Genomic DNA, 21,125 nt, shown 5'->3' with positions numbered 1-21,125 from the left:
CACGTCAGCAACGCACTTCCTATCGGAAGGTTGTTCAGTATGGCCACGGTAGAGCAGCAGGTTCTGGACTCGAGCAACGCGATCGACCAGAACATCTCAGTGATCACGACCGACCGCGGGTTCCTGTCACAGAACCTGCTGCAATACCTGCGCCACCTGGTCGAGGGCTTGGTCGTCTATGCGCACGTCCCAGATCGGTCGGTGACGTACAACTACCAGACGCAGTTCGATGCCGCGCGGGACGCAGTGAACGGCGATGCCTGTTATCGCCTGCTGACGCGCTTCCACAATCTGCTCGAGATCAGCGTCTCGCACTACACCCTCGACCGGGATCCCTCTGAGCGCCTGATGCTCAAGTACTACGAGTACCTGCTACGCACGCGCGACCTTGCGAAGCAGCACCTTGGCCTGGACATCCTCCGGAATCTCGAGCAGTTCCCGCTTCACGAGGATCCGGCACTCCGCGCGTACTACGAGAAGATCTCTGGGCGGATCGAGGCTTCACGACACGACCTGCTGACCGGCAAGACCGAGCGCTACTACATCAACAGCTCTCGGCCGTTCTTCATTGGCGGCCGAATCTACTACGAGGTCACCTTCAGCCTCGCCCACAACCGGACGAGCAAGTTCGATCGGATCATCGGCTTCACCGACATTGATGTGAGCGACTACTACGCTGCGCAACTCGAGCTTGCGAACGACTCGATCGACGTCCTCGGTCAGACGATGCCAATCATCATCGTGCGCGACTGGTCGGTGTCGATCCGTCCGTGTGAGTTCGACAACTTCGCTCGACTCCTCGGCCAGCAGACCAAGGTGCAGTCAGGTCACGTCGAGTACCGCAATCTGATGCAGTACCTAACTGTACTAACCGAGGACGTTAGTTGACGTGTTGTGCGGCGCGTCCGAAGTCGGTGATGAGCCAGCGGTGGATGGACTCGTCAGGGAAGGGGTGGGCCTCGTATCCCGGTGCTGGCGTTCGGGGCTCAGGTTCGTGGACGCGGTCGATGCGGAACAGACGCCAGTCCTCACGTTGCGTGTCGTAGGCGACGAGGTACCAGATGCCGTGGCGCAGGACCTTGCGGTACGGCTGAACGATCCGGTTGCTCGCGTGACCGTGTTGGTCGGTGTATGCGAAGCCCAGATGCTGTCCAACCGCGATGGTGTCCGCGATCATCCCTAGGGCGGGCCAATCGACCGCGTGCGTGGCGGTGAGGACCTGGGTGGCCGCGGCAGCGGCGACGGCTCGTTGACGCAGGCTGGGAGGCAGAAGTCGCTCAAGCTTGGCTCTCACGGTAGTTGCGCTGTCGTCTGCGAGGCCTGCTTCAAGGATGAGGAGCCCCGTGACAAGCGCGCAGACCTCGTCGGCGTCCAGGAGAAGCGGTGGGATCTTGATGCTCGGGGCAAGAACGTATGCCCCGCCGGGGCCCGGGTGGGACTGAATGTCGTAGCCCAGCATCCGCAGCCGGGCGACATCACGGCGAACCGTCCGGGGTGCCACCTCGAGTCGGCGGCTCAGGTCAGCCACGGTCCACCGATGTCCCGTTTGCAGCAGCGCCAACAGGCGTAGCGAGCGTGCCGAGGGACTGTCCATGCATCGATTATCCGTCGAGATGCGGCCAGGAACAGGCCTCGTCTCTCGGTAGCGTCGGAGCATGAGCGGCCCTGAGAAGAGACTCCAATGCGTATCGCTGTGACCACCCCGACAGGAAATGTCGGCACCCACCTGACCGGCATGATGATCCGTGCCGGTGTGCGGCCACTGCTTCTGGCCCGCACCCCATCCAAGATCCCCATCGATCTCCTCACACACGTCGACGTCGTGGAAGCTGACTCCACTGACCCCGAGCAGGTCGTGAAGGCCACCCGCGGGGTAGATGCCATCTACTGGGTCGACCCGAGCACCGCATCGGCTGATCCGCTGGCTGACTACGTCAGGGCGACGCAGGCCATCGTCGCCGCGGTCGAGGCGAATACCATTGCTCGGGTCGTGTTCCAGAGCAGCGTCGGTGCGGAGAAGCGGCATGGGGTCGGTGAGATCGACGGCCTCGCCGCCACCGAGGTCGCCCTCGACCGCCTGGCCGCGGACGTGACGCACCTGCGTTGCGGCTACTTCTTCACCAACCTGCTGCTGAGCATGGAGGATGTGCGCCAGGGACGGTTGCGGACGGTCCTGCCTCTGGACCATCGGTTCAGCTGGGTCTCGCCGCGCGACATCGCCGAGGTTGCCGCGCTGACACTGCTGAACCCGTCGTGGCATGGACATCGGGTACAGGCGGTCCATGGCCCGCAGGATCTGTCGTGGAACGACGTGGCCGCGCTTCTCACCGACCTGACCGGGCGGCATGTCCAGGCAGAGCAGATCAGCGATGACCTGATGCGCCAGCAATACCTCACGGCCGGCATGCCCCCGGGAATGGCCGACGCCGTGTTGGGCATGAGCACTGGACTGCGCGACGACTTCCACCCGGAACAACTGCGCACAGCAACCAGCACGACTCCAACGAGCCTTGCTGGCTGGATGCAAGAGAAACTGATCCCCGCCTTGTGACCTGACACTTCAACGACCAACAGCGGCAGCGGGCGGCCCCTCTTGGGCCGCCCGCTGCCGCATGGAGCAGCCATGCCCCACGCCAACGCCGCCCTCACACCTCGCCACCGCTTGAAGGTCGCCCAACTCGTCGTCGACGACGGATGGCCGATCAGCGAGGTTGCCGCCCGCTTCCAGGTCTCTTGGCCCACCGTGAAGCGCTGGGCGGACCGCTACCGAGCGGGTGAGTCCATGCAGGACCGTTCTTCGCGACCGCACCACTCACCGAACAAGACCAGCCCGAAGGTCACTCGCCGCTGTATCCAGCTGCGGCTACGACTCCGAGAAGGACCCGTGCAGTTGGCATGTCGGCTGGGGATCGCGCCGTCGACGGTCCACCGGATCCTGACCGACGCCCACCTGAACCGGCTGTCGCATGTGGACCGCGCCACGGGGGAACCGGTGCGCCGTTACGAGCACGACCATCCCGGCGCGATGCTCCACGTCGACGTGAAGAAGCTCGGCAACATCCCCGACGGCGGAGGCTGGCGCTACGTCGGACGCCGACAGGGCGAGAAGAACCGGGCAGCTACACCAGGCAAGCTCAGGAGCAAGTACTCCGACTCGTTGATGGGCAAGGCCTACGTCCACACCGTCATCGACGACCACTCCCGCGTCGCCTACGCCGAGATCCACGACGACGAAACCGCCGTGACAGCCTCGGCCGTGCTGGTGCGGGCCGTCGAGTGGTTCAACCGGCGAGGTGTGACCGTCGAGCGGGTGCTGTCGGACAACGGCGGCGCCTACCGCTCGCACCTGTGGCGGGATACCTGTCACGAGCTCGGCATCAAGCACAAGCGCACGCGACCGTATCGTCCGCAGACCAACGGGAAGATCGAGAGAATCCGTCAGACCCTGGCCGATGGGTGGGCCTACGCTCGCTGCTACACCTCAGAGACCGAACGACGCGGCGAGCTCGATGGCTGGCTGCACTACTACAACCAGCACCGGCCCCACACCGCCTGCGGGAACCAGCCGCCATTCTCACGATTGACCAACGTCCCCGATCAGTACATGTGGACTGACCAGTGACGTTGGTCGGGTAATGATCCGGCCGACGAGTACCTCCCCACATCCCGGGACTGCGCCGTATGGGTGTGGGGCGGATGTGCAGGGGAAGATGAAGCTCGTACGCGCGACTCTCCGGGTCAGCTCGTCATCTCCGAGTAACGAGAGAAGAGCAGCTCCTGCCGCTCCAGCTCCGTCCGGCACCGGCGGGCCGACCCGAAGGCCTTGTCCACCTCAGTATCGAGGGCGTCATGAGCCTTCAGCAGGGCGGGGTCCATGCCTAGGGCGGTGTAGTGCTGAGCTAGGGATCGTTCGGGGTGCAACGCGCGTGCCGCGAGGACCTTCTGGCCGGCCGCGACGATCCGCGCGCGGCTCTTCTCTTCCAAGGCCGGCAGGGGAAGAGTCGTCCAGGTGAGCGTCGAGCCGAAGCGCAGGTCGGACTTGATTCGCCCGCCGATGGTCTTCTGCCAAGTGAGAAACATGGACGAGGAGAGCACGGCGAACTGGAACCCGTCTGGGTCAGCGCACTGGAACGTGGCATTGCTGGCGATCACACCCCCGGGAAGTAGCTTCACGGGGAAGTACGGGCGGTCTTCGGAAACGTGGATGGGGATGCAGACGAAGTCGCCTTCCATAGCGTCGACCTGGCGAAAGAGATGGTGGTGTCGGTACTCGCGGGTGGACGCAGCCGAGGACTGCGCGCGGAGACGGCGAACGGCATCCACGCGTTCGCGCAAGACGGGGGAGGTTTGGATCTCTTGGCCGGTGGCGTCCACGAGCCAGAGGCACCACCGGTCCTCGTTGTGGAGGAGCTCGCGGGCGCCGACGTAGGGGCGCAGGTACTTCGCTGCGATGGGGTCGGCGCGCACTGCGTCAATGTCCTCGACGCTGACGAGGAGATTCCCCCCATCGGTGGGTTTGGAGCCGTACCTGGGCATGTTCAGCTCGGGGGAGAGCGGGCGACTGTGCTTGGTGACCAGCACGTTCACCCCATCGACGAGGTAGGCGTTGATTCGGCGCACGTTGGACTGTTCGATGGGCGGGCTCGAGGGCCGCTCGTAGTTGAAGAGCCGTGGGTGGACTTCTGCATCACGGGTGAAGCCGATGATGACGCAGTGCACTGCGGCCTTGCCGGGGGCGTCGGAGTCCCAGCGGAAGGCGCGGTGTGCGAACTTGATACGCCAGCCGGCGGTGAAAATCGGCTCGAACAGGCGTGAGGCCTGGTCGCCCTGAACGATGGAGTTGGTGGTCACGAAGGCCCACTCCCCGGCCCGGTCTGCCAGCAATCGCAGGGTAAGTGCGTGCCAGGCGGTGACATAGTCCAGGCGGGAGAGTTGCTTGTCCCCGCCCCAGGCGGCCTGCATCTGTGCGAGTTGGCCCTTGTTGCGGCTGGTGTCCCCGAGGAAGGGCGGGTTGCCGAACACATACGTCTGGCCGGGTGTCGTCGGCAGGGCCTCGGCCCAATCGAGGCTGAGAGCGTCGTGGTGGATGATCGTGGCTGTGATGGTGATGGGCAGGCGGTCGGGAGCCTGGCCGAGGGCTGCCGCGAGACGGCGGTTGGCCTGGTGGTCGACCAGGAACATAGCGGTTTCGGCAATCTTGGCCGGCCACCAGTTGATCTCGAACCCGTAGAACCGGTCGATGGTGAGGCGCTGCTCGAGGGTGGCGTCGAGGGAGAGGTTCATCGTGGACCCGGCGCGGCGGTGCATGTCCAGGAGTAGGTCGGTTTCGATGTCGCGTAGGGCGCCGTAGGCGACGTTGAGGAAGTTGCCAGCGCCGCAGGCGGGGTCGAGGTAGATGTTGGCGGCCATCTCCTCGATGAGAGCGAGAAGGTCAGAGCGTTTGGTGGTCTTGTTCTGGATGAGCCTGTCTGCGCGGGCGCGGTAGTCGTCCAGGAAGAGCGGACCGATGGTCTTGAGGATGTTCTCCTCGGAGGTGTAGTGCTCACCGTCGCCGCGCCGGGCCTGCTTGGACTTCACGAGCTGGAACATCGCACCGAACACGGCCGGGGAGATCGCGGTCCAGCGGAAGCGGCAGGCCTCGAGGAGGGCGTCGCGGAACCCGGGGGTGAGGAAGCCGGCAGAGGCGCGGCCGTCGAAGATGCCACCGTTGACGTAGGGGAAGCGTTCCATCGACTCAGGGACGCCACGGCGGCGTCGGGGGTCGACGTTGAGGACGTTGCGGAACAGGGCATCGAGCTGAGGGCCGAGGTTATCCGCGGTGGTGTCGTACTCGACCCACCGGTGGAACAGGTCGGCCTCCCAGAGGCCAGCGTCGTCGCCGTAGAGCAGGAACAGCAGCCGGGTCAGGAGTATGGAGGCCTCCTGGGCGCGGAAGTCTTCTTCGTCGGCGTCCTGGGGTGCTTCATCTCCGACGGGGATGTCGACGTCGTCTCCGACGAGGGCTTGGAACATGCCGGCCATGAGGTCGGCGGCCTGGATGGAGGCGACCTCCTCTTCGGCCTTGGTGACGGCCTCGCGGCCGGCGAGGAACATCAGCTCGTCGACGTGGTCCGCGATCTGACCGACGCTGAACTCGGTGGACCAGGGGGCGTCCCCGAGGCGTTCGATGCGCAGGCGGGCGAAGTCGGTGACGAGGACGTACTTGGGCCACTCGTGCTGACCGACGGAGCCGCCGGCCAGATAGTCGAGGGCCTGCTCGTGCGCACGCGTGAGGTCGTGGTCCAGAGACTTGGCTTCTCCAATGGCCACGCCGGACCAGAAGAAGTCGATGTAGCCGGCGCCGCCGGTGGAGGCCCGGGCGGCTCCGCGCTCAAACAGGTCGATCCGCTCAGGGATGATGCCGAAGCAACGCAGTAGGTCGGACCAGTACTGCTGGGCGTAGCGCTTCTCTGTGTGGCCCTGGTTGTCGCGGCGCCAGCCGGCGATGCGCTCGGTCCAGGCGTGGCCGAAAGTGTCGAGGGATGCGCTTATCGTGCCGCGGTCAAGGGGTTGTTCCACAGGGACAAACTACCGGGAGCATGGTTACGACTGCTTCACAGTTCCGGTCACCGCCGGCCGTGCTACCCCCTGGGGGAGGACGCTTCTCCGGCACTGCACCGAACGTCAGGGGCGTGGCGCGGGGTATCGCTCCAGGGCCCACCGCCGGTGACTCAGTGCCTGTTGGAAGGCCCTTTCCTGCTCCCAGTCCAGGTCCTTTCGCTTCAGAGCCTTCAGGAGGGTCTGAGCCTCCTGGTCGAGGCGTTCACGCGTTCGTTCACTGGTTTCACGACACTTCCGACTGCAGTACATGGGGGGTCTCCCCCGTCGGCCCTCGGCTGGCCACGCGCACATGTTGGCGCACTCTGGGTTGAGACACCGGTACTCCGGATTCGGCTCCCGAGAGCGACGCAGGGCCCGGAGAAGCTCGCTCGGTGTCGCATCCGAAGGCGATAGCAGCTGCTTTGACAGGGGAGCCTTCACGAGGTGGCTCCGAAGAGGGGTCGATACGTCACAAATGTGAGGTTAGGCGTGCGGTTGACTGCGGGCAAGCGGCTCGGACTTACGACGTGCTGAGTCGTGCTTCCGGTGGCATGGTGGGTGTCATCGCCCTCCCCGGGGGCGTGTATACGTGTACATGTATGGTTAGACACCTTCACAACCTCAAGACGACGGATCTCTGGCCACCAATCTCGTAGCTCGATGCGACGGGGGTGGGTGCTCGATGTGGTTGCCCGGAGGCGGAGAGGTGCGCACGTCGGAATTGCGTTGCGGTGGGCCGGGGAGTGCCCTAGTCTCAGCTGTAGCGACGAGTGCAGGCGCCCCGTTACATAGCGAGGGCGCGCTGGCTGGCACCAGCACGCCCTCGACGCGGTAACAACCTCGACGATCAATCGAAAGTACCGCTGTGGTCCAGTCTATGGGCGACCCCGGCGGGGGACCAGACGCGCCCTGGCATCAGTGGGAGTTCTCCCGCGCCGGCGAGACGATCCTCTGCAATGCCCCCGAATATCTCCCCGATCCGTCCACTCTGTCTCCGGTACGTCGGGTCAAGTCTTCCCCGAAGAGCCGGCACGTCCCGGTCGACGCCTTCAGCTCCACGATGGGGGCGCCTCTCCGTATGGAGTCAGGGCTTGAGCACGGTCTGCTCCTGCACTTGGACCGGGATCCGACTGTCACGTGGTTGCTGGCCCAGCCTGCGTGTCTGCACTTCGCTGCCCCAGATGGCAAACGACGTCGACATGTCCCGGACCTGCTCTCGATAGACCGGGAAGGAACGGTGTGCCTCTGGGACGCTCGCCCCTCCCGTCGCCAGGATGAGGGCTTCCTCGTCGCAGCAGCCATCACCGAAGCGTGCGCCGGACTACTGGGGTGGGAGTACCGCATCCATTCCGGCCACGGCCCGGCCTACGAAGCCAACCTGCGTTGGCTGGCCGGCTTCCGCGCTGCAATGCCCTGGTATCCCGTGGCTGGGCAGCGACTGGAACGGTTGCTCGCGGGACATGGCCGCTCGGTCTCGGAGGTCTTCGCCGCCGACGACGGGACAGGAGAACTGATCTCCGGGCTATGGCACCACGTGTGGTCCGGTCAGGTGGCCGCAGACCTGGACGCGTCGCTGGCCAGCTCAACGAGGGTGCGGTGGGCCGGATGAGCGCCCCCATGAGTACCCGGATCCAGGCCGGGGACAGCATCCTCACCGAGCATGGACCCGTCGAGGTGATCGCCCCCCAGTCGGCAGGGCTGCTGGTCCGTGCCGCCGGCGGGCAGGAGACGCTGATCTCCCATGCTGAGGTGATCCCTCGCCGGTTCGAGGGCGGAAAGATCACCGGGGTGATGGCCTCTCTACATCCGCTGTGGGATCAGCTCGATGAGAACGTCCGCCAGGATGCGCTGTTCAAGCTCGAGTGCGTGAACGAGGTCAACACCGGATACCGCCGTGGGGTCGCATCCCTGGCCCTGGAAGGCGAGCCCTTCTATCCCTTCGGACCCGGGTGGGGAGTGAGTCCGCGCGCCAAGTATCAGGCGATGGCCCGGCTGGTGAGCCTGGAGAAGCGCGCCGACCGGGTGCTGATGCGCCGCGTCTACGACGGAGAGGTTCAGCGCCCTGAGATCGGGCTGCGCACGCTTCAGTCCTGGGGTGAGAGCTTCGCCGAACACGGCCTGCGCGGACTGATCGACGGCAGGGCGCTGCGCAAGGTTCAAGACTTCGGCGTCATCGATGTTCGGTACCGCCAGGCGGCCGATGAAGTCTTCGGCCAGTTCGACGGTGAGATCTCCGCAGTCAACCAGCAGGAGATCCAACGCCGCATCTATGCCCTTCTCCGGCAGCGGGGCCAGAGTGACGTGCAGGTGCCTGACCGGCTTGAGTCAGATTTCCTGCGTCACTACTACCGGCGTCTGGGCAAGGGCACCCGAGCACATCGTTCCCGCAGCCTGCGCAAGATCGCCACCACCTCCAGTGCCGCCCTGCACCATCCGGGGTACTGCGCCTCCGACGTCACCCGGGCGGACAACCTGGTTACGGACGAGTACACCGGAAAGCCCATCAGCGTGGAGATCTGCACGATCATCAGCGTGCCCACCCGCGTGGTCGTGGCCCTGCGCGTGTTCCCCCGTTCGGTGACGTCCTTCGAGCTGGGTCTGGTGCTCTACGACGCGATGCGCCCGTTTTCCATGGTCGCCGCAGACGGGGCCATCGACGACTGGCGCTGGTGCGGAGTCCCCACCGGGTTAGAGATGAGCGCCCCGCAGTGCCCGCGGCACGTCAAAGAGGACGAGGGGCCCTTGGGAGTGCACTACATCCCCGCGGTGACCCCAGTGGAGATGCACACCGATCACGGCAGCACCTACATCAGCGACCAGTTCCGGACCCTGCTTCAGCAGTTCGGCATCACCCTGTCACTGACCCGGGGCGGTCGGCCTACCGACAACCCTCACATCGAGCGCTTCCATGAGACCCTCCAACGGGCCTACCAACAGCTGCCCGGCTACAAGGGCCGCAACGTCTCCGAGCGAGGCTCGATCGTGGGCGTTCAGGCCGATGAACCGTTGCTGACTGCTCGGCAACTGGAGGCCTATCTGCGGGCTTTCGTGGCGGTGGACTATCACCGTCGCCCGCACACCGGGCTGATCTGGCCCGGGACCGAGGAGCAGGCCCTGACCCCGTTGGAGATGTTCGATGCGATGCTGGCGTCCACCGGGCGCCTGCACTACCCACAGCACCCGGACCTGATCTATCAGTTCCTGCCGATCCGGTGGCTGACGATCCGTCATGCCGGTGTCGAGTACAAGAACATGGCCTACGACGCCGAGGTCCTGGACGAGTTCCGTGACTGCCGGGCCGGTGCGTTCCGGGATAAGGATGCTGCCGCCCCGTTCCACTACGACCCTCGCGACACCACCCGGTTGTGGTTCCGTCATCCCGAGACGGACCGGATCCACGAGATCCCCTGGCGGGGCCGCCACCTCTTGCACGCCCCTATGGTCGAGATCGTCCGTGATCAGGCCCTGGCCCAGATCCGCCGCCGGGCCGGGCGCCGACACTCGGCGAAGGTTTCGATGCTCGAGCTGATCGACGAGATCGGACAGCTGGCCACTGCCCCCCGGGATGAGACTTGGGCGCACAAGCTCTCGGCCGCCCGCATGCGCTGGGATCAAGGCCAACGCGACCACGACGAGGTTGCCCACGCTCGAGCACTACAACAGGCCCACGTCCCCAAACCGCGGACTTCTCGCGCCGGCCGGGACCATCTGCTCTCCCTGCCTGGTGGACGGACCGAGGACACCCCGCCAGCGGGGTTCGGTCTGGCTGATCTGTCCGAGCCGTGGCCCGACTATCCGGAAGAGCACGATGAATTCGCATGACTGGCACCACCAGGCGGTGACATCGCAGCCGAGTGGGCTCAAACCGATCACCGTCCGCAAGTTCGAGCGTTTGAACCAGCAGGAGCAGAACGAGCACTGGACTGCTCTGAACCGGTGGATGGCCGCCCAGCCGATTGACTGCCCCCGTGTCCGACAGACCAGCACACGGATGCAGGCCGAAGTGCTGCGCAACGAATACGCCCCACGTGGTGCCAAGACGATCATCGGGCTCTCGGCGGCGAACGGGGTGGGCAAGTCAACTCTGATCAAACGTCTGGCCCACCAGCTCTACCGCGAGACAGTGCCCACCACTGATCCGGGGATCCTGCCCACCCGCACCGTGGGCACCGGCGCCACCGTGGACTGGATCCCCCAGGTCTACATCACCCTGCGCGCAGCGTCGCGAATCCAGGAGGTCAACACCGCCCTGCTGTCTTTCCTCGGGTACCCCACGATCGGACAGACCCGAGCCACCACCACTCGGGTGGTCGAAGCCATCCGGACCCATGGGGTGCAACTGCTCATCCTGGACGACGCGCACATGCTCAAGACCAGTCAGGCCGATGCCCGCGACGTGCTGGACTACTTGAAGTTCCTGAATACCGAGCTCGGAGAGCTCGGGGGTACGATGATCCTGGTCGGGGCGAATCTCGAGGACAGTGACGTGTACGCCGATGCGCAGATCGCCACCCGCCTGGCACCGCTGCAGCTGCAGCCGCATGCCATCTTCCCGGTCAGTGAACGAGCCCGGTTCCAGGCAATGCTGCGTGGGGTGGAAGAGAAGTTCATGTGCCACCTCGACACGGCGACCACCGGCACCCTGACCAACGAGCTGGCCGGCGAGATCTGGCAACGCACCCAGGGCTACCTCGGTGACATCCACCGGTTGATCACCACCGTGATCCTGGAAACTTTCGACGCCGGCGAGGACGTGATTACCCGGGAACGACTGCGCGCCGTTCCGCTGTCGGCACGAGCAACCGCCGCCGAAGCGTCCTTGCGGGAGGCAGCGACCCAGCGCTCCCGCCGCACGGAGAACAGACGCAAGAAGAAGGCCGGCTCCACGCCACCGGCACAGACTCCGTCGCAGGACGCCGCCGGCTCCTCCTCCGACGGCCCCACCGCGGCGGTTCCGGAGACGAAGGAATGAGCCGTCCTGTCCACATGCCCCCGCTGCCGGGGGAGTCCCTCACCGGATATCTGCAGCGCTACCGTCAGTCGGGAATGGCACCCATCAGGCTTGATGTGACAGGAGTGTTTGACAACGCCTCGGCCCCGGCATCAGTAGTGGTCCCCGTCCACACGGCCACCGGGCTGGCCCCAGAGCAGATCAAAGCCATGACGATGGACCGGTGGGTCCCCTCGATCCGCGGCTACCGGGTCCAACGGCGCCACGGATGGAAGCTGCACCCCCACCAGTGGTGGATCTGCCCGCAGTGCACCGTGAAGACCGGCTACCAGAGCCTTCGATGGCGCCTGGCCCTGCAACCAGTCTGCCTGCGCTGCCACACCTACCTCGTCGACCCGGAGAACCCGCAGATCCCACGCCCCGTCCCGGAGGCCACCTTGAAGATCGTGCAGTCCTACGACCGGATCCTGGACGATGCATTGTCCGGGAGCCTCTCGGCCCGTCAGCGCCTGTCGGGGCTCCGCAAGACTTGCAAGGGCATGGCCCAAGCCATGGCCCACGATCAGCAGCCCGCCTCTGCCGGCGCCCAGCCATCGACGCTGACCTGGTGGGGTGCTTACCCCTGCGGTGATCCTGTGACGGTAGGGCACCTGATGACGCTCACTCGTGCGATGGTCACCCGGGGGCCTGCCAGGGGCCGGACCGGCCCTCGGCGCGACCGGCCACTCCAATCCGAGCGGGCCGTCTCGGGGGCCACTGTGACTGCCATGTCTCGTGCCCGCCTGCGAGCGACCGTCACCAAGCTGGCCGACTGGTCCCAGTCCACCGGCCTATCCCCGCGCCACGTACCCACCATCACCCAGCCAGGCCTGCATGCCCCCGGCCGCCGCCCCTCCATGGTTGCCCAGACGGGAACGACCCTGGCCCTACACATGCTCCTGGACGAGGCCACCGGCACACCTGTCTCCTCGGCCAGGACCCGCGCAGCCCACGGACTCTCCGGTGAACCCCTCGAGCATCGCCTGCTGCACGCCGTGATCACCCGAGGCGGCCTCGACGAAGACCAGCAGCGGCTTCTCCTGCAGACCGCCGAGGATCTCATCACCGACGGGCTCATCGACTTCCGACTCCGCCGCACCGTCTTCCGGTCTCAACCGCACCTGCCGAGACTGCCCACGCCCGCCCACTGGATCCCAGCAGGAGAGGAGTTCTCTGCCGAAACGATGACCCGTGCCTGGATCTGGATGCACGTGGCTCGCGGGCACCCCCAGCACGGACCAGTCCCCAGCGTTCGCCTCGACGAGATCGATGACTTCGACCACCTCCTGGACCCGGAGACCCGCATGCACCTCCACGAATCCGCTGCAGCCCAGATCGACGGACCCGGCCTGGCCGACATCCTCACCACCACGACCACCCACAACCGCCGGGCGCGCCAGCAAGACCTCAGGGAACACGCCGGATGATCACTCCGCTGCCGGTCCGTGTCACCCCCGGGCCAAACGAAGCCATGGACTCCTACATTGAGCGTGTGGCCGCGGCCAATGCCTTGGCCATCACCCCCTTCACCCGCCACCTCAAACGTCTCTCGGGATCCACCCTTCGGTTCCTTAACGCCGCCCCCTCACCCGAGCTCGTGGCCACCCTGGCGCGCCTGACGGACACCCCTGAATCGGCTCTCCATGAATTGACCCTCTCCCGATACGAGGTGGTGCCCAAGATCCACAACCACCACCGCTACGCCGCACGAGCGGCCAGCGCGAAGGGATGGTTCTCCCTGATCCGCACCCAGGCATGCCCTGCCTGCGTGGGAGAAGGTCAGCCCTGGGCGAGCTACTGGCGCCTGCCATGGGTGACGGCCTGCCTGAAACACGGCTGCCTGCTGATCACCCGTTGCCCGGGGTGCAGGGTCAAGCTGCGCTCGACCCGACTGCAAGGGTTACGGGCCGGCGGGTTCACCCCTCTTTGCGGCAACCCACGCGCAACTGGACGGGTGCCCCAATGCGAAGACGATCTGGGAACAACGGCCCTGACGCTGGCCGGTCAACCGGTCCTGGTTCAGCAACAAGTAGTGCTCGCGGCTCTCCGCGGGAGCACCGTGTTCTGTCATGGCGAACCCGTCACCGGCACCGAGTACCTGCGTAGGGCCCGGTCCATCGCTGTGCTCCTGTTCCACACGGTGGCCATCAGCACCGCTACCGGACTCCCCGCATGGGCCCAGCAGGTGCGGGCCGAGGCGCAGGCGCGCACCAAAGAGCGCGGTCCGCGGTGGGGTGTGAGCGCCCCAGACTGCCCCCAGTCACGCGCAGCGGTCTTCCTCATCGCCCACCAGATCCTCACCGGCTCAGTGGGTGCGGGCAGAGGATCCCTGGACGCCTGGTTAGACCTCGTCCCGCCCAGCAATGAAGGCACGCGCGCCTGGGCCGAAGACCACACGACCACCCCCGACGCCATCAGCTACCTCATCGGCTGAGGCGCAGAAACCAAGGAGAGAGATGTCTAAGTCATCGAACCGCAAGAGGCGCGCGCGCAAGGCAGCCAGGCCTGCACGCCACACACTGGGCGGGGGACAGCTCGGTGGTATGCCGAGCCGCGACCAGGAGCATCACCCTGATGAGATGAGTCTGTCGGCCCTGTTGAGTCATCGGCCAGGATGGGTTCTGTCGCAGGAGTTCCTGGAGATTACAGGGGCGGAACTCTGGTGCTTTGAACCGAGTCGTCCCCACGCCGGCGTCTTCGCACCGGACCCCTCGGCCACCGCGGTCAGCTGGACCACGGGAGACCCCCAGGACGGTCTGCTCGTGGAACCTCCGAGCGTGAACGGCAGTGCCTCTCGGCATGAACGGATCTACAAGACCCCTCGCGAACTCTCGCTGGATCTAGCAGCGATCGAGGGGTGGAGAGCGGAGGTGACCGGCCCACCCCCTGGTGCCCAGTACGGGGCTCCATCTGGGGACTTCGGCTGACGGGAGGGGCTCATGCCCGACGAAGTGCTCCAGCTAGCTGGAATGATCGGGGAGGTTAATTGGTTCGCCCAAGACTCACCCGGTTAGGTACCCTCAGCCCCATGTACTCAGGCATCGCCTCGATGAAGCTGCGTTCCGCCCGCTGACGGCGGCGGGACCCCTTCTGATCTCTCGTCTGCCGTCCTGGCCATCTGCCGGGCGGTCACTTTGTGGTGCCCGGCTCCATGACGAGCTGAGAGTACGCAATGCCAACTTCACGATCCTTGCGGTCGTGTGTGTGGAACGGGACGCCCCAGGGGCACGCCGCACACATCCGCGCTGAATCCATTCACATCACCCTGGGGGACAGGCATGTCCTGAACGGGGTGGACGTCACGGTCTCTGTCGGGTCGCGTCTGGCGATCGTCGGCGACAACGGCCGGGGCAAGACCACCTTGCTCCATCTGCTGGCCGGAGTCCTGCAACCTGACTCAGGCGTCGTGACCCAGGCGGGTTCCCTCGTCCTGGTCAAACAGGGCATGGCCACCGAAGGCGACTGCACGGTGGGCGACCTCATCGCCGAGGCGACTGGCCCCTCCAGGTCTGCCCTCGAGGCACTGGACGCGACGAGCGCTGCCCTCGCCGAAGGGGACGACGCAGCCGATGCCTACTCGGCTGCGCTCGAGAGGGCCACGTTGCTGGACGCGTGGGATGCCGAACGACGTGTGGACATCGCTCTGGAAGGCCTGAACGCCTGCAGCGACCGCGATCGCGTCCTGTCGACCTTGTCGGTCGGCCAGCGGTACCGGGTCCGGCTGGCCGTCGCCCTCGGTTCGACCCCTGACCTGCTCCTGTTGGACGAGCCCACCAACCACCTGGACGCCGCAGGGCTGTCCTTCCTGACCGAACGTTTGCGGGACCACGCCGGCGGTCTGGCCCTGGTCAGTCACGATCGCGCTCTGCTGCGCGACGTGGCGACCACCTTCCTGGATCTCGATCCGACCCGTGACGGCCGACCTCGGACCTATGCGGGCGGGTACCAGGGATGGGTCGAAGGCCGGCAACGGGAACGAGTCTCGTGGGAGCAGGACCATGCCGCCCAGGTCGCCCGCCACGCGCAGCTGACACGTGCTGCAGCCGAGGCGCGCTCCCGCCTGTCCCAGGGCGGATGGCGACCTGACAAGGGCACCGGCAAGCACCAGCGCGCCACCCGCGCCGCGGGGGTGGTACAGGCCTTCAAGCGACGTGTCGAAGACCTGGAGCGGCACGAGATCGACGTGCCGGAACCCCCTTTGCGTTTGGCGTGGCCGAAGTCCTCGGCACGACGCGGAATGAGCATCGTTAACGCCTCCATGCTCACCGTGGAGCGCCGGTTGGACACATCTGTCTCGATCGGAGTCAACGGGGGAGACCGGCTGGTCGTCACCGGGCCGAACGGCGCGGGCAAGTCCACCTTGCTGGCGGTTCTCGGACAGCGGTTAGTCCCCACCACCGGGTACGTGCAGGTGAACCCCAGCGCACGCATCGCCCTGTTGTCCCAGGAGGTCCCCGACTGGGACCGGACCAGCCCTGCCCACGTGGCCTACGAGACGTACCTGGCGAAGCTGGGCTGCCGATCTCAGGCACCCTCTCTCGGCTCACTGGGACTGCTCGAGGCCTCCGCGACCAGCACCCCCGTGGGGCGCCTGTCGCAAGGACAGCAACGACGTCTCCACCTGGCCCTGTGCCTCGCGCAGGACCCGGACCTGCTGCTCCTGGACGAGCCCACCAACCATCTGTCGTCGAGCCTCGTCGATGACATCACCACAGAGCTTCTGCAGACCCCTTGCGCGGTGATCGTCGCCACGCATGACCGGCAGATGCTCGACGACTTGGCCGATTGGCCCCACCTTGATCTCGACCCGAAGGACATGCCGTGAATCCGCTGCGCCCCTTGACCATTCCCACCTACCGCTGGCTGTTCGCCGCGATGGTGTTGACCATCTTCGCCCAGGGCGCCTGGGCCCTCTACTTGGCCATGCAGACCCTCGACTTGGGTGCCACGCCCGCCACGCTCTCGGGAGTCGTGGTCTGGAGCGGCATCGGCCTTCTCGCCGGGTCCCTGCCGGCCGGTGTCCTTGCTGACCGGATCCCCAACAAGTCCGTCATCGTGGGCGTGCTCTCTCTGAACCTGGCCATCGCGACGGCAACCTCCACAGTCGCCGTCTTCGGCATGGTCGCCTTCTGGATGCTCGCGGCTTCCGCGTTCTTCATCGGCGTTTCCACCGCGTTCTTCTTCCCCGCGTACACCGCCCTCGTGCCAGTCCTGGTGGAAAGCGATGACCTGATGGCTGTCAACGGCCTCGAGGGTGCCATCCGCCCCCTAGTCGGCCAGGCACTCGCGCCCGCCGCCGTCGGAGCAGTCATCGGCGTCAGCATGCCCGCCGCTGGCGGGTATCTCATCGCAGCGGCACTCGCTGTCGCATTGCTCGCCGCTCTGCAATTGCCTGCCCCTACGCCCGCCGAGAGTGAGGCTGACGCGTCGGCGGCCTCGCCGATCGGCGACCTGCTCGACGGGTTCGGCTACGCCGCCCGCACACGCTGGGTCCGCACCAGTGTCCTGTTCGCGGCCGTCATGGGGCTGGTCGTGACCGGACCGCTTGAAGTGCTCCTGCCCGCCCTCATGCGCTCTTCACACGAGAACGGGCCAGCCCTGTACGGGGCCGTCCTCGCGGCTCTCGGCGTCGGTGGACTGGTGGGGTCCCTGCTGGCGGGGTCGTGGTGCACACCGGAACGCTTCCTGCCCGCCATGATCGGCGCCTGGGCGCTCGGTTGCCTGCCTTTGACCATCCCTGCACTGACCAGCAACCCGTGGGCCATCGGTGTGGGGCTCGCGATCTACGGCGCGCTGATCGGGATCGGAATGGTCATCTGGGGCACAGTCCTCCAGGAGCATGTCCCGCTTGAGATGCTTGGCCGGGTCGCCAGCCTCGACTTCTTCATTTCCATCGCTTTCATGCCGCTGTCCATTGCCCTCACCGGGCTGCTCAGCCGGCACATCGACACCCACACGCTGTTCATCAGCGCTGGACTGGTGCCCTTAGTCATGGCAGTCCTCCTCGCAACCCTGGGTCAACTGAGAATGCCGCGGACGACCGTTGGCGTGGCGGACGGGGCGTGATGCACATCGACACCACCGGGAGGGTTCGCCACGGGCGAGTCAGTCCGCTGGGGTGAGTACGCGCACCCCGGGTTCTGGGTGCGCGTGGATGTGAAGGGGCTCGGCGACATCTCCGACGGCGGCGGCCGCCATGCCGGCCGCCGCCTAGGGCGTGTCTCCCAATTCCATGCGACGTCTCGCTCACGACGCGCGCTTCGCGACAGAAGCGGACGTCGGGGTGACGGGGCGAGCCCGCCGCTGAGACCCTGGAGACATGAAGATCCGCAACACGCATCGGCGTCACCTGGCGGCCACGACCGGCGAGGTGGACACCTTGCTGGACGGCCTGGGGAGCAACACCGACGCCCTGTGGCCACGACATTTGTGGTTCCCCATGCGCCTCGACCGGCAAGTCGCCGCTGGCGCCAAAGGCGGGCACGGCCCGGTTCGGTATCGCTGCACCGCGCGCGCCCGCGGCTGCGTGGTCTTCGAATTCGACACGATCCTCGGATCCCCTCACTGGCACGGGGAACACCGTTTCGTCGTCCACCCCCGTCCAATTGGATCTGTGCTCGTCCATGAACTCGAACTGGAGGTCCCGCTTCCGCAATACATGCAGTGGATCTTCCTGGTGGGCCCGCTCCACGACGCAGTGCTCGAAGACCTTCTCGACCGGGCCGACGGCGTGGCGGCAGCCCGCTGGTCCCTCTGGGTCCGTCTGTTAAGGCGTGCCCTGCCCGCCGTGCGCGCAAGGCGCCCGATCAACTCCTGACCAGGATTCAGATCGGCTCGAGCGCATAGCGGCAAATCGGACGCTCCGTGCCGACGACTCACCGATTGTCCGCACATCGGCATGAGCGTGAAACCACGCCCGTGGTCACGGCCGCTCGGTGAGGGCGGGGAGCCATAGAAGGATCGCCCGCAGCAGGACAGCGGCGCGGTAGGTCGAGGCGAGCTTGTCGTATCTGGTCGCCAGGCCGCGCCACTGCTTGAACCGCTCGAAGCTGTTCTCGATGACGTGCCGCTTGACGTACCTGCCTGGATCGGTCAGCGGCGGGCGTCCGCCACGCGAACCACGGCGTTTCCGGTTCGACTGCTGGTCCCGAGGTTCAGCGATCACAGCCGTGATCCCTCGACTGCGCAGCAGGGTGCGGTGAACTCGCGAGGAGTACGCCTTGTCTGCCAACACCGCGTCAGGGGTGGTGCGAGGCCGCCCCACCCCGTCGCGCGGGACCCGAACCGCAGCGAGCAGGTGCGGGAACATCTTCGAGTCGCTGCCTTGCCCCGGCCCGACGGCGATGACCATGGGACGTCCCTTGCCGTCGCACAGCTGATGGACCTTCGTCGACAGACCGCCACGCGATCGCCCGATCGCATGATCGACCGGCTCGGGCATCTGCATCATGTAATTCGATGGAGCCCCCCCGCGAGGCGCCTGGTGTTCGTCGCGTGCTGGTGGGCACGCGCGATGGTCGAATCGACCGCAACATCCCAATCGATCACGCCCATGGTGTCTGCCCTGGTCAACAAGGCCGTCAGGACCTTGTCCCAGGTCCCGTCGCCTGCGAAGCGGCGGTGCCGCTTCCACACCGTCTGCCACGGACCGAACTCCGCAGGCAGGTCCCGCCACGCAACGCCGGTCCGGTAGCGGTAGATGATCCCCTCGACCACCAACCGGTGATCCGAGAACCGACGACCCCGCCGCCCGTCCGAAGACGGCATGAAGTCCTCGATCAAGTCCCACTCGGCGTCCGAGAGCGTCTGCAACCGCGACATGCGATCACCCTTACCGACGCAGACTGCGGATTTGGGAGACACGCCCTAAACCTGTCAGGGCGGTGCTCTAGCTTGGCCGTGTCTATATCGCGGAGGAGAGAGACATGGATCGTGCTCGGAGCATCCATACGGGGCAGACCTGGAACGCGGTCGATTTCCAGCATGCCAGCGACGACTTCAAAGCGCTCCATCGGTCACAAGGCAACGGCTTTCGATGCGTCGACTGTGACGGGGGAGCCTGGTTCGTCCACCGGTCCGGCAACACCTCGGCCAAGTTCGCCGGCCACCACCCAGAAGGTTGCGCGCAGGGCGGTGGAGCGGTGGACAACGTGCCGGCCGACGGCACCCGCCCTGTTCGCAGCCGTGAGAACCATGGCGAGGTGCTGCAGCCACGGTTGGATGGGCTGATCGGTGCATCCGGGGCAGGCCTTCGACTCCGGGATGCCGAGGACCGCGAGCCCGGAGCGAGCCCAGCCCGTCGGCACATCACAGAACCAAGTGACCGAGGCGGCAACAGGTCAGTGGGGCTGCGCGCACTACACGGACATGTTCTGAAGGACCCGTCCTATGCACAGTCGGACCGTCCGATCAACGTCCCTGAGCGGGGCGAGGCGCGGATGCGGGACGCCATCCACCATGCAACGGTCCTTCCACAGACAGCGTTGGGAACCCACTGCTTCGTCTGGGGTGAAGTCACCACCGTCAACCGCACCAGCGCAGAGCTGCCCCACTGGTTCTTGAACGTTCGCTCAGGCACTGACCGGTTGTTCGCCTTCCACATGTCCGCGGCCATCGCGAAGGCCGTCGTGGAGGCGATGAACCACCAGCGAGGATTGCGGTGGCAGAGCCTCTTCGACGTCGTCGAGGCGCAGTTCATGGTCTTTGGGCACCTCAAGGTCGCGAAGAACGGAGTGCCGATGATGTCGGTGAAGGAGCTCAGCCATCTGAGCCTGCGGGTGCCATGACGGAGACGACGGCTCTGGCGGTCTAGAGCCGGCACCGCTTAGCGGTCCTGGGCCTTCGTCACGCTCTTGGTCAGCTCCTGGATGGCGCGATGCACCTGATGCAATGACCCCTCAGGTGCATCTCGTGCGTTGGCCCAATCGGTGAAGTCCACGCGGATCTCCAGAGGCGCCAGCGGGCCGTGGGGTCCCTCAGCTTCCACTCGCAGCGTGATCGGCTCAGGAGCACTCGGCTTGAAGAGGTCGCTGCTCACACCAAGGATCCATCGCAGTGAACGATGAGGTGCTAGAGAACTGATCCCCCTCTTCAGCACTAGCTCCAGGCTGTCTATCCGCTCCGTGTATGGAGGCGCCGACGGCAGCGGGGGCGTGCTTGTGACACGCACGTTCGTGGCCACAGTCGGACCTGCGTTACTCACGACCAGTTGAAGCATGTGGCCCACTTGAGGGTCCGGCTGGATGTCGGCCCACACGTAGGGCTGGGCGGCCGCTTCTGCCTGCTCGCGCTGCAGCTCGATCTGCCGACGTGCTGTCTCAACCTGCTCACGCTGGATCTGAGTTTGGTCACGCACGAACTTGGCCTGGCGGGCGGTGCCCCATGCCGACAGCCCGGCGAACGCGGCAGACACTGCTGCTACTACAGGGGCAACCCACGACAGATCTGACATGGAGTCATTGTCTCGAACTTCCCGCGCCCGCCTGCCGTGTCGCCTGCGGCAAACTCATACTCACGGGCAGCTTCCATGCGTGAGGTTGGCTGTCCTTGAGGGGGG

General features: G+C 65.9%; 16 protein-coding genes. 12 read left to right on the top strand and 4 right to left on the bottom strand.

Translation table 11 applies throughout. The features are described 5' to 3' along the window. Nucleotides 1-39 precede the first annotated feature (39 nt). Entirely contained in the window at nt 40-888 is an 849-nt protein-coding gene (locus HDA30_RS08660) for a hypothetical protein (RefSeq protein ID WP_184241851.1), read from the top strand. On the opposite strand, the gene HDA30_RS08655 is transcribed toward HDA30_RS08660, so the two are convergent. Continuing rightward, nucleotides 881-1,594, bottom strand: a complete 714-nt coding sequence (locus HDA30_RS08655; protein WP_102708821.1) for a helix-turn-helix transcriptional regulator — start codon at nt 1,592-1,594, stop codon at nt 881-883. The genes HDA30_RS08660 and HDA30_RS08655 overlap by 8 nt on opposite strands. A gap of 99 nt (nt 1,595-1,693) precedes the next feature. Between HDA30_RS08655 and HDA30_RS08650 the strand changes: the two genes are divergently transcribed. Together HDA30_RS08650 and HDA30_RS08645 are read left to right on the top strand one after the other, a co-directional pair. After that, nucleotides 1,694-2,551: an NAD(P)H-binding protein gene (locus tag HDA30_RS08650; RefSeq protein WP_257997801.1), complete on the top strand. Its 858-nt coding sequence runs from the start codon at nt 1,694-1,696 to the stop codon at nt 2,549-2,551. 72 nt (nt 2,552-2,623) lie between these two features. Continuing rightward, on the top strand, nt 2,624-3,622 hold the full coding sequence (locus tag HDA30_RS08645; protein ID WP_102708835.1) for an IS481 family transposase: 999 nt from the start codon (nt 2,624-2,626) through the stop codon (nt 3,620-3,622). A 116-nt stretch (nt 3,623-3,738) separates the two neighbouring features. Here HDA30_RS08645 and HDA30_RS08640 read toward each other — a convergent pair whose 3' ends face one another. Continuing rightward, the gene (locus tag HDA30_RS08640) at nt 3,739-6,558 is read right to left on the bottom strand and encodes a DNA methyltransferase (RefSeq protein ID WP_102708834.1); all 2,820 of its coding nucleotides are present in this window, start codon (nt 6,556-6,558) and stop codon (nt 3,739-3,741) included. 898 nt (nt 6,559-7,456) lie between these two features. Between HDA30_RS08640 and HDA30_RS08635 the strand changes: the two genes are divergently transcribed. From HDA30_RS08635 to HDA30_RS08600, 8 genes are all read left to right on the top strand, one after another. Then, nucleotides 7,457-8,188 (top strand): TnsA-like heteromeric transposase endonuclease subunit, encoded by a 732-nt coding sequence (locus HDA30_RS08635; RefSeq protein WP_144860448.1) that lies wholly within the window; start codon nt 7,457-7,459, stop codon nt 8,186-8,188. An 8-nt stretch (nt 8,189-8,196) separates the two neighbouring features. Beyond that, nucleotides 8,197-10,401: a DDE-type integrase/transposase/recombinase gene (locus HDA30_RS08630; RefSeq protein WP_184241849.1), complete on the top strand. Its 2,205-nt coding sequence runs from the start codon at nt 8,197-8,199 to the stop codon at nt 10,399-10,401. Then, entirely contained in the window at nt 10,388-11,551 is a 1,164-nt protein-coding gene (locus HDA30_RS08625) for a TniB family NTP-binding protein (RefSeq protein ID WP_180971877.1), read from the top strand. The genes HDA30_RS08630 and HDA30_RS08625 overlap by 14 nt, the downstream gene beginning before the upstream one ends. Next, nucleotides 11,548-12,996 carry a TniQ family protein gene (locus HDA30_RS08620; RefSeq protein ID WP_102708699.1) on the top strand — a complete coding sequence of 483 codons (1,449 nt, stop codon included), beginning with the start codon at nt 11,548-11,550 and terminating at the stop codon, nt 12,994-12,996. The genes HDA30_RS08625 and HDA30_RS08620 overlap by 4 nt, the downstream gene beginning before the upstream one ends. Further along, nucleotides 12,993-14,003: a TniQ family protein gene (locus HDA30_RS08615; RefSeq protein ID WP_102708700.1), complete on the top strand. Its 1,011-nt coding sequence runs from the start codon at nt 12,993-12,995 to the stop codon at nt 14,001-14,003. The genes HDA30_RS08620 and HDA30_RS08615 overlap by 4 nt, the downstream gene beginning before the upstream one ends. 738 nt (nt 14,004-14,741) lie before the next feature. After that, nucleotides 14,742-16,394: an ABC-F family ATP-binding cassette domain-containing protein gene (locus HDA30_RS08610; RefSeq protein ID WP_102708701.1), complete on the top strand. Its 1,653-nt coding sequence runs from the start codon at nt 14,742-14,744 to the stop codon at nt 16,392-16,394. Continuing rightward, complete coding sequence (locus HDA30_RS08605) at nt 16,391-17,635, top strand: MFS transporter (protein WP_102708702.1); 1,245 nt, start codon at nt 16,391-16,393, stop codon at nt 17,633-17,635. Before HDA30_RS08610 ends, HDA30_RS08605 begins: the two co-directional genes overlap by 4 nt. A gap of 253 nt (nt 17,636-17,888) precedes the next feature. Beyond that, on the top strand, nt 17,889-18,386 hold the full coding sequence (locus HDA30_RS08600) for a hypothetical protein (protein WP_102708705.1): 498 nt from the start codon (nt 17,889-17,891) through the stop codon (nt 18,384-18,386). Between the two features lie 105 nt (nt 18,387-18,491). Here the strand turns inward: HDA30_RS08600 and HDA30_RS08595 are convergent. After that, a protein-coding gene (locus tag HDA30_RS08595; RefSeq protein WP_102708706.1) for an IS5 family transposase occupies nt 18,492-19,390 on the bottom strand; the annotation gives its coding sequence in 2 pieces (ribosomal slippage) (nt 18,492-19,037 and nt 19,040-19,390; 897 coding nt in all). Between the two features lie 104 nt (nt 19,391-19,494). Here HDA30_RS08595 and HDA30_RS08590 point away from each other — a divergent pair. Next, on the top strand, nt 19,495-20,355 hold the full coding sequence (locus HDA30_RS08590) for a hypothetical protein (protein WP_146017679.1): 861 nt from the start codon (nt 19,495-19,497) through the stop codon (nt 20,353-20,355). Nucleotides 20,356-20,393: 38 nt separating this feature from the next. On the opposite strand, the gene HDA30_RS08585 is transcribed toward HDA30_RS08590, so the two are convergent. Beyond that, a complete protein-coding gene (locus tag HDA30_RS08585; protein ID WP_158497162.1) occupies nt 20,394-21,020 on the bottom strand; it encodes a hypothetical protein in 627 nt (208 codons plus the stop codon). Nucleotides 21,021-21,125 lie beyond the last annotated feature (105 nt).

The sequence above is a fragment of the Micrococcus cohnii genome (genome assembly GCF_014205175.1).
In the GTDB taxonomy this organism is placed as follows: domain Bacteria; phylum Actinomycetota; class Actinomycetes; order Actinomycetales; family Micrococcaceae; genus Micrococcus; species Micrococcus cohnii.
The sequence above is the reverse complement of the archived record's forward strand: the minus strand, read 5'-3'. Positions and strand labels throughout refer to the sequence as shown.

What these genes read in the sequence shown, in the direction of transcription:
- HDA30_RS08660 (WP_184241851.1), top strand. Translation starts at nt 40, where the DNA reads ATGGCCACGGTAGAGCAGCAGGTTCTGGACTCGAGCAACGCGATCGAC.
- HDA30_RS08655 (WP_102708821.1), bottom strand. Translation starts at nt 1,594, where the DNA reads ATGGACAGTCCCTCGGCACGCTCGCTACGCCTGTTGGCGCTGCTGCAA.
- HDA30_RS08645 (WP_102708835.1), top strand. Translation starts at nt 2,624, where the DNA reads ATGCCCCACGCCAACGCCGCCCTCACACCTCGCCACCGCTTGAAGGTC.
- HDA30_RS08635 (WP_144860448.1), top strand. Translation starts at nt 7,457, where the DNA reads ATGGGCGACCCCGGCGGGGGACCAGACGCGCCCTGGCATCAGTGGGAG.
- HDA30_RS08630 (WP_184241849.1), top strand. Translation starts at nt 8,197, where the DNA reads ATGAGTACCCGGATCCAGGCCGGGGACAGCATCCTCACCGAGCATGGA.
- HDA30_RS08625 (WP_180971877.1), top strand. Translation starts at nt 10,388, where the DNA reads ATGAATTCGCATGACTGGCACCACCAGGCGGTGACATCGCAGCCGAGT.
- HDA30_RS08620 (WP_102708699.1), top strand. Translation starts at nt 11,548, where the DNA reads ATGAGCCGTCCTGTCCACATGCCCCCGCTGCCGGGGGAGTCCCTCACC.
- HDA30_RS08615 (WP_102708700.1), top strand. Translation starts at nt 12,993, where the DNA reads ATGATCACTCCGCTGCCGGTCCGTGTCACCCCCGGGCCAAACGAAGCC.
- HDA30_RS08610 (WP_102708701.1), top strand. Translation starts at nt 14,742, where the DNA reads ATGCCAACTTCACGATCCTTGCGGTCGTGTGTGTGGAACGGGACGCCC.
- HDA30_RS08600 (WP_102708705.1), top strand. Translation starts at nt 17,889, where the DNA reads ATGAAGATCCGCAACACGCATCGGCGTCACCTGGCGGCCACGACCGGC.
- HDA30_RS08590 (WP_146017679.1), top strand. Translation starts at nt 19,495, where the DNA reads ATGGATCGTGCTCGGAGCATCCATACGGGGCAGACCTGGAACGCGGTC.
- HDA30_RS08585 (WP_158497162.1), bottom strand. Translation starts at nt 21,020, where the DNA reads ATGTCAGATCTGTCGTGGGTTGCCCCTGTAGTAGCAGCAGTGTCTGCC.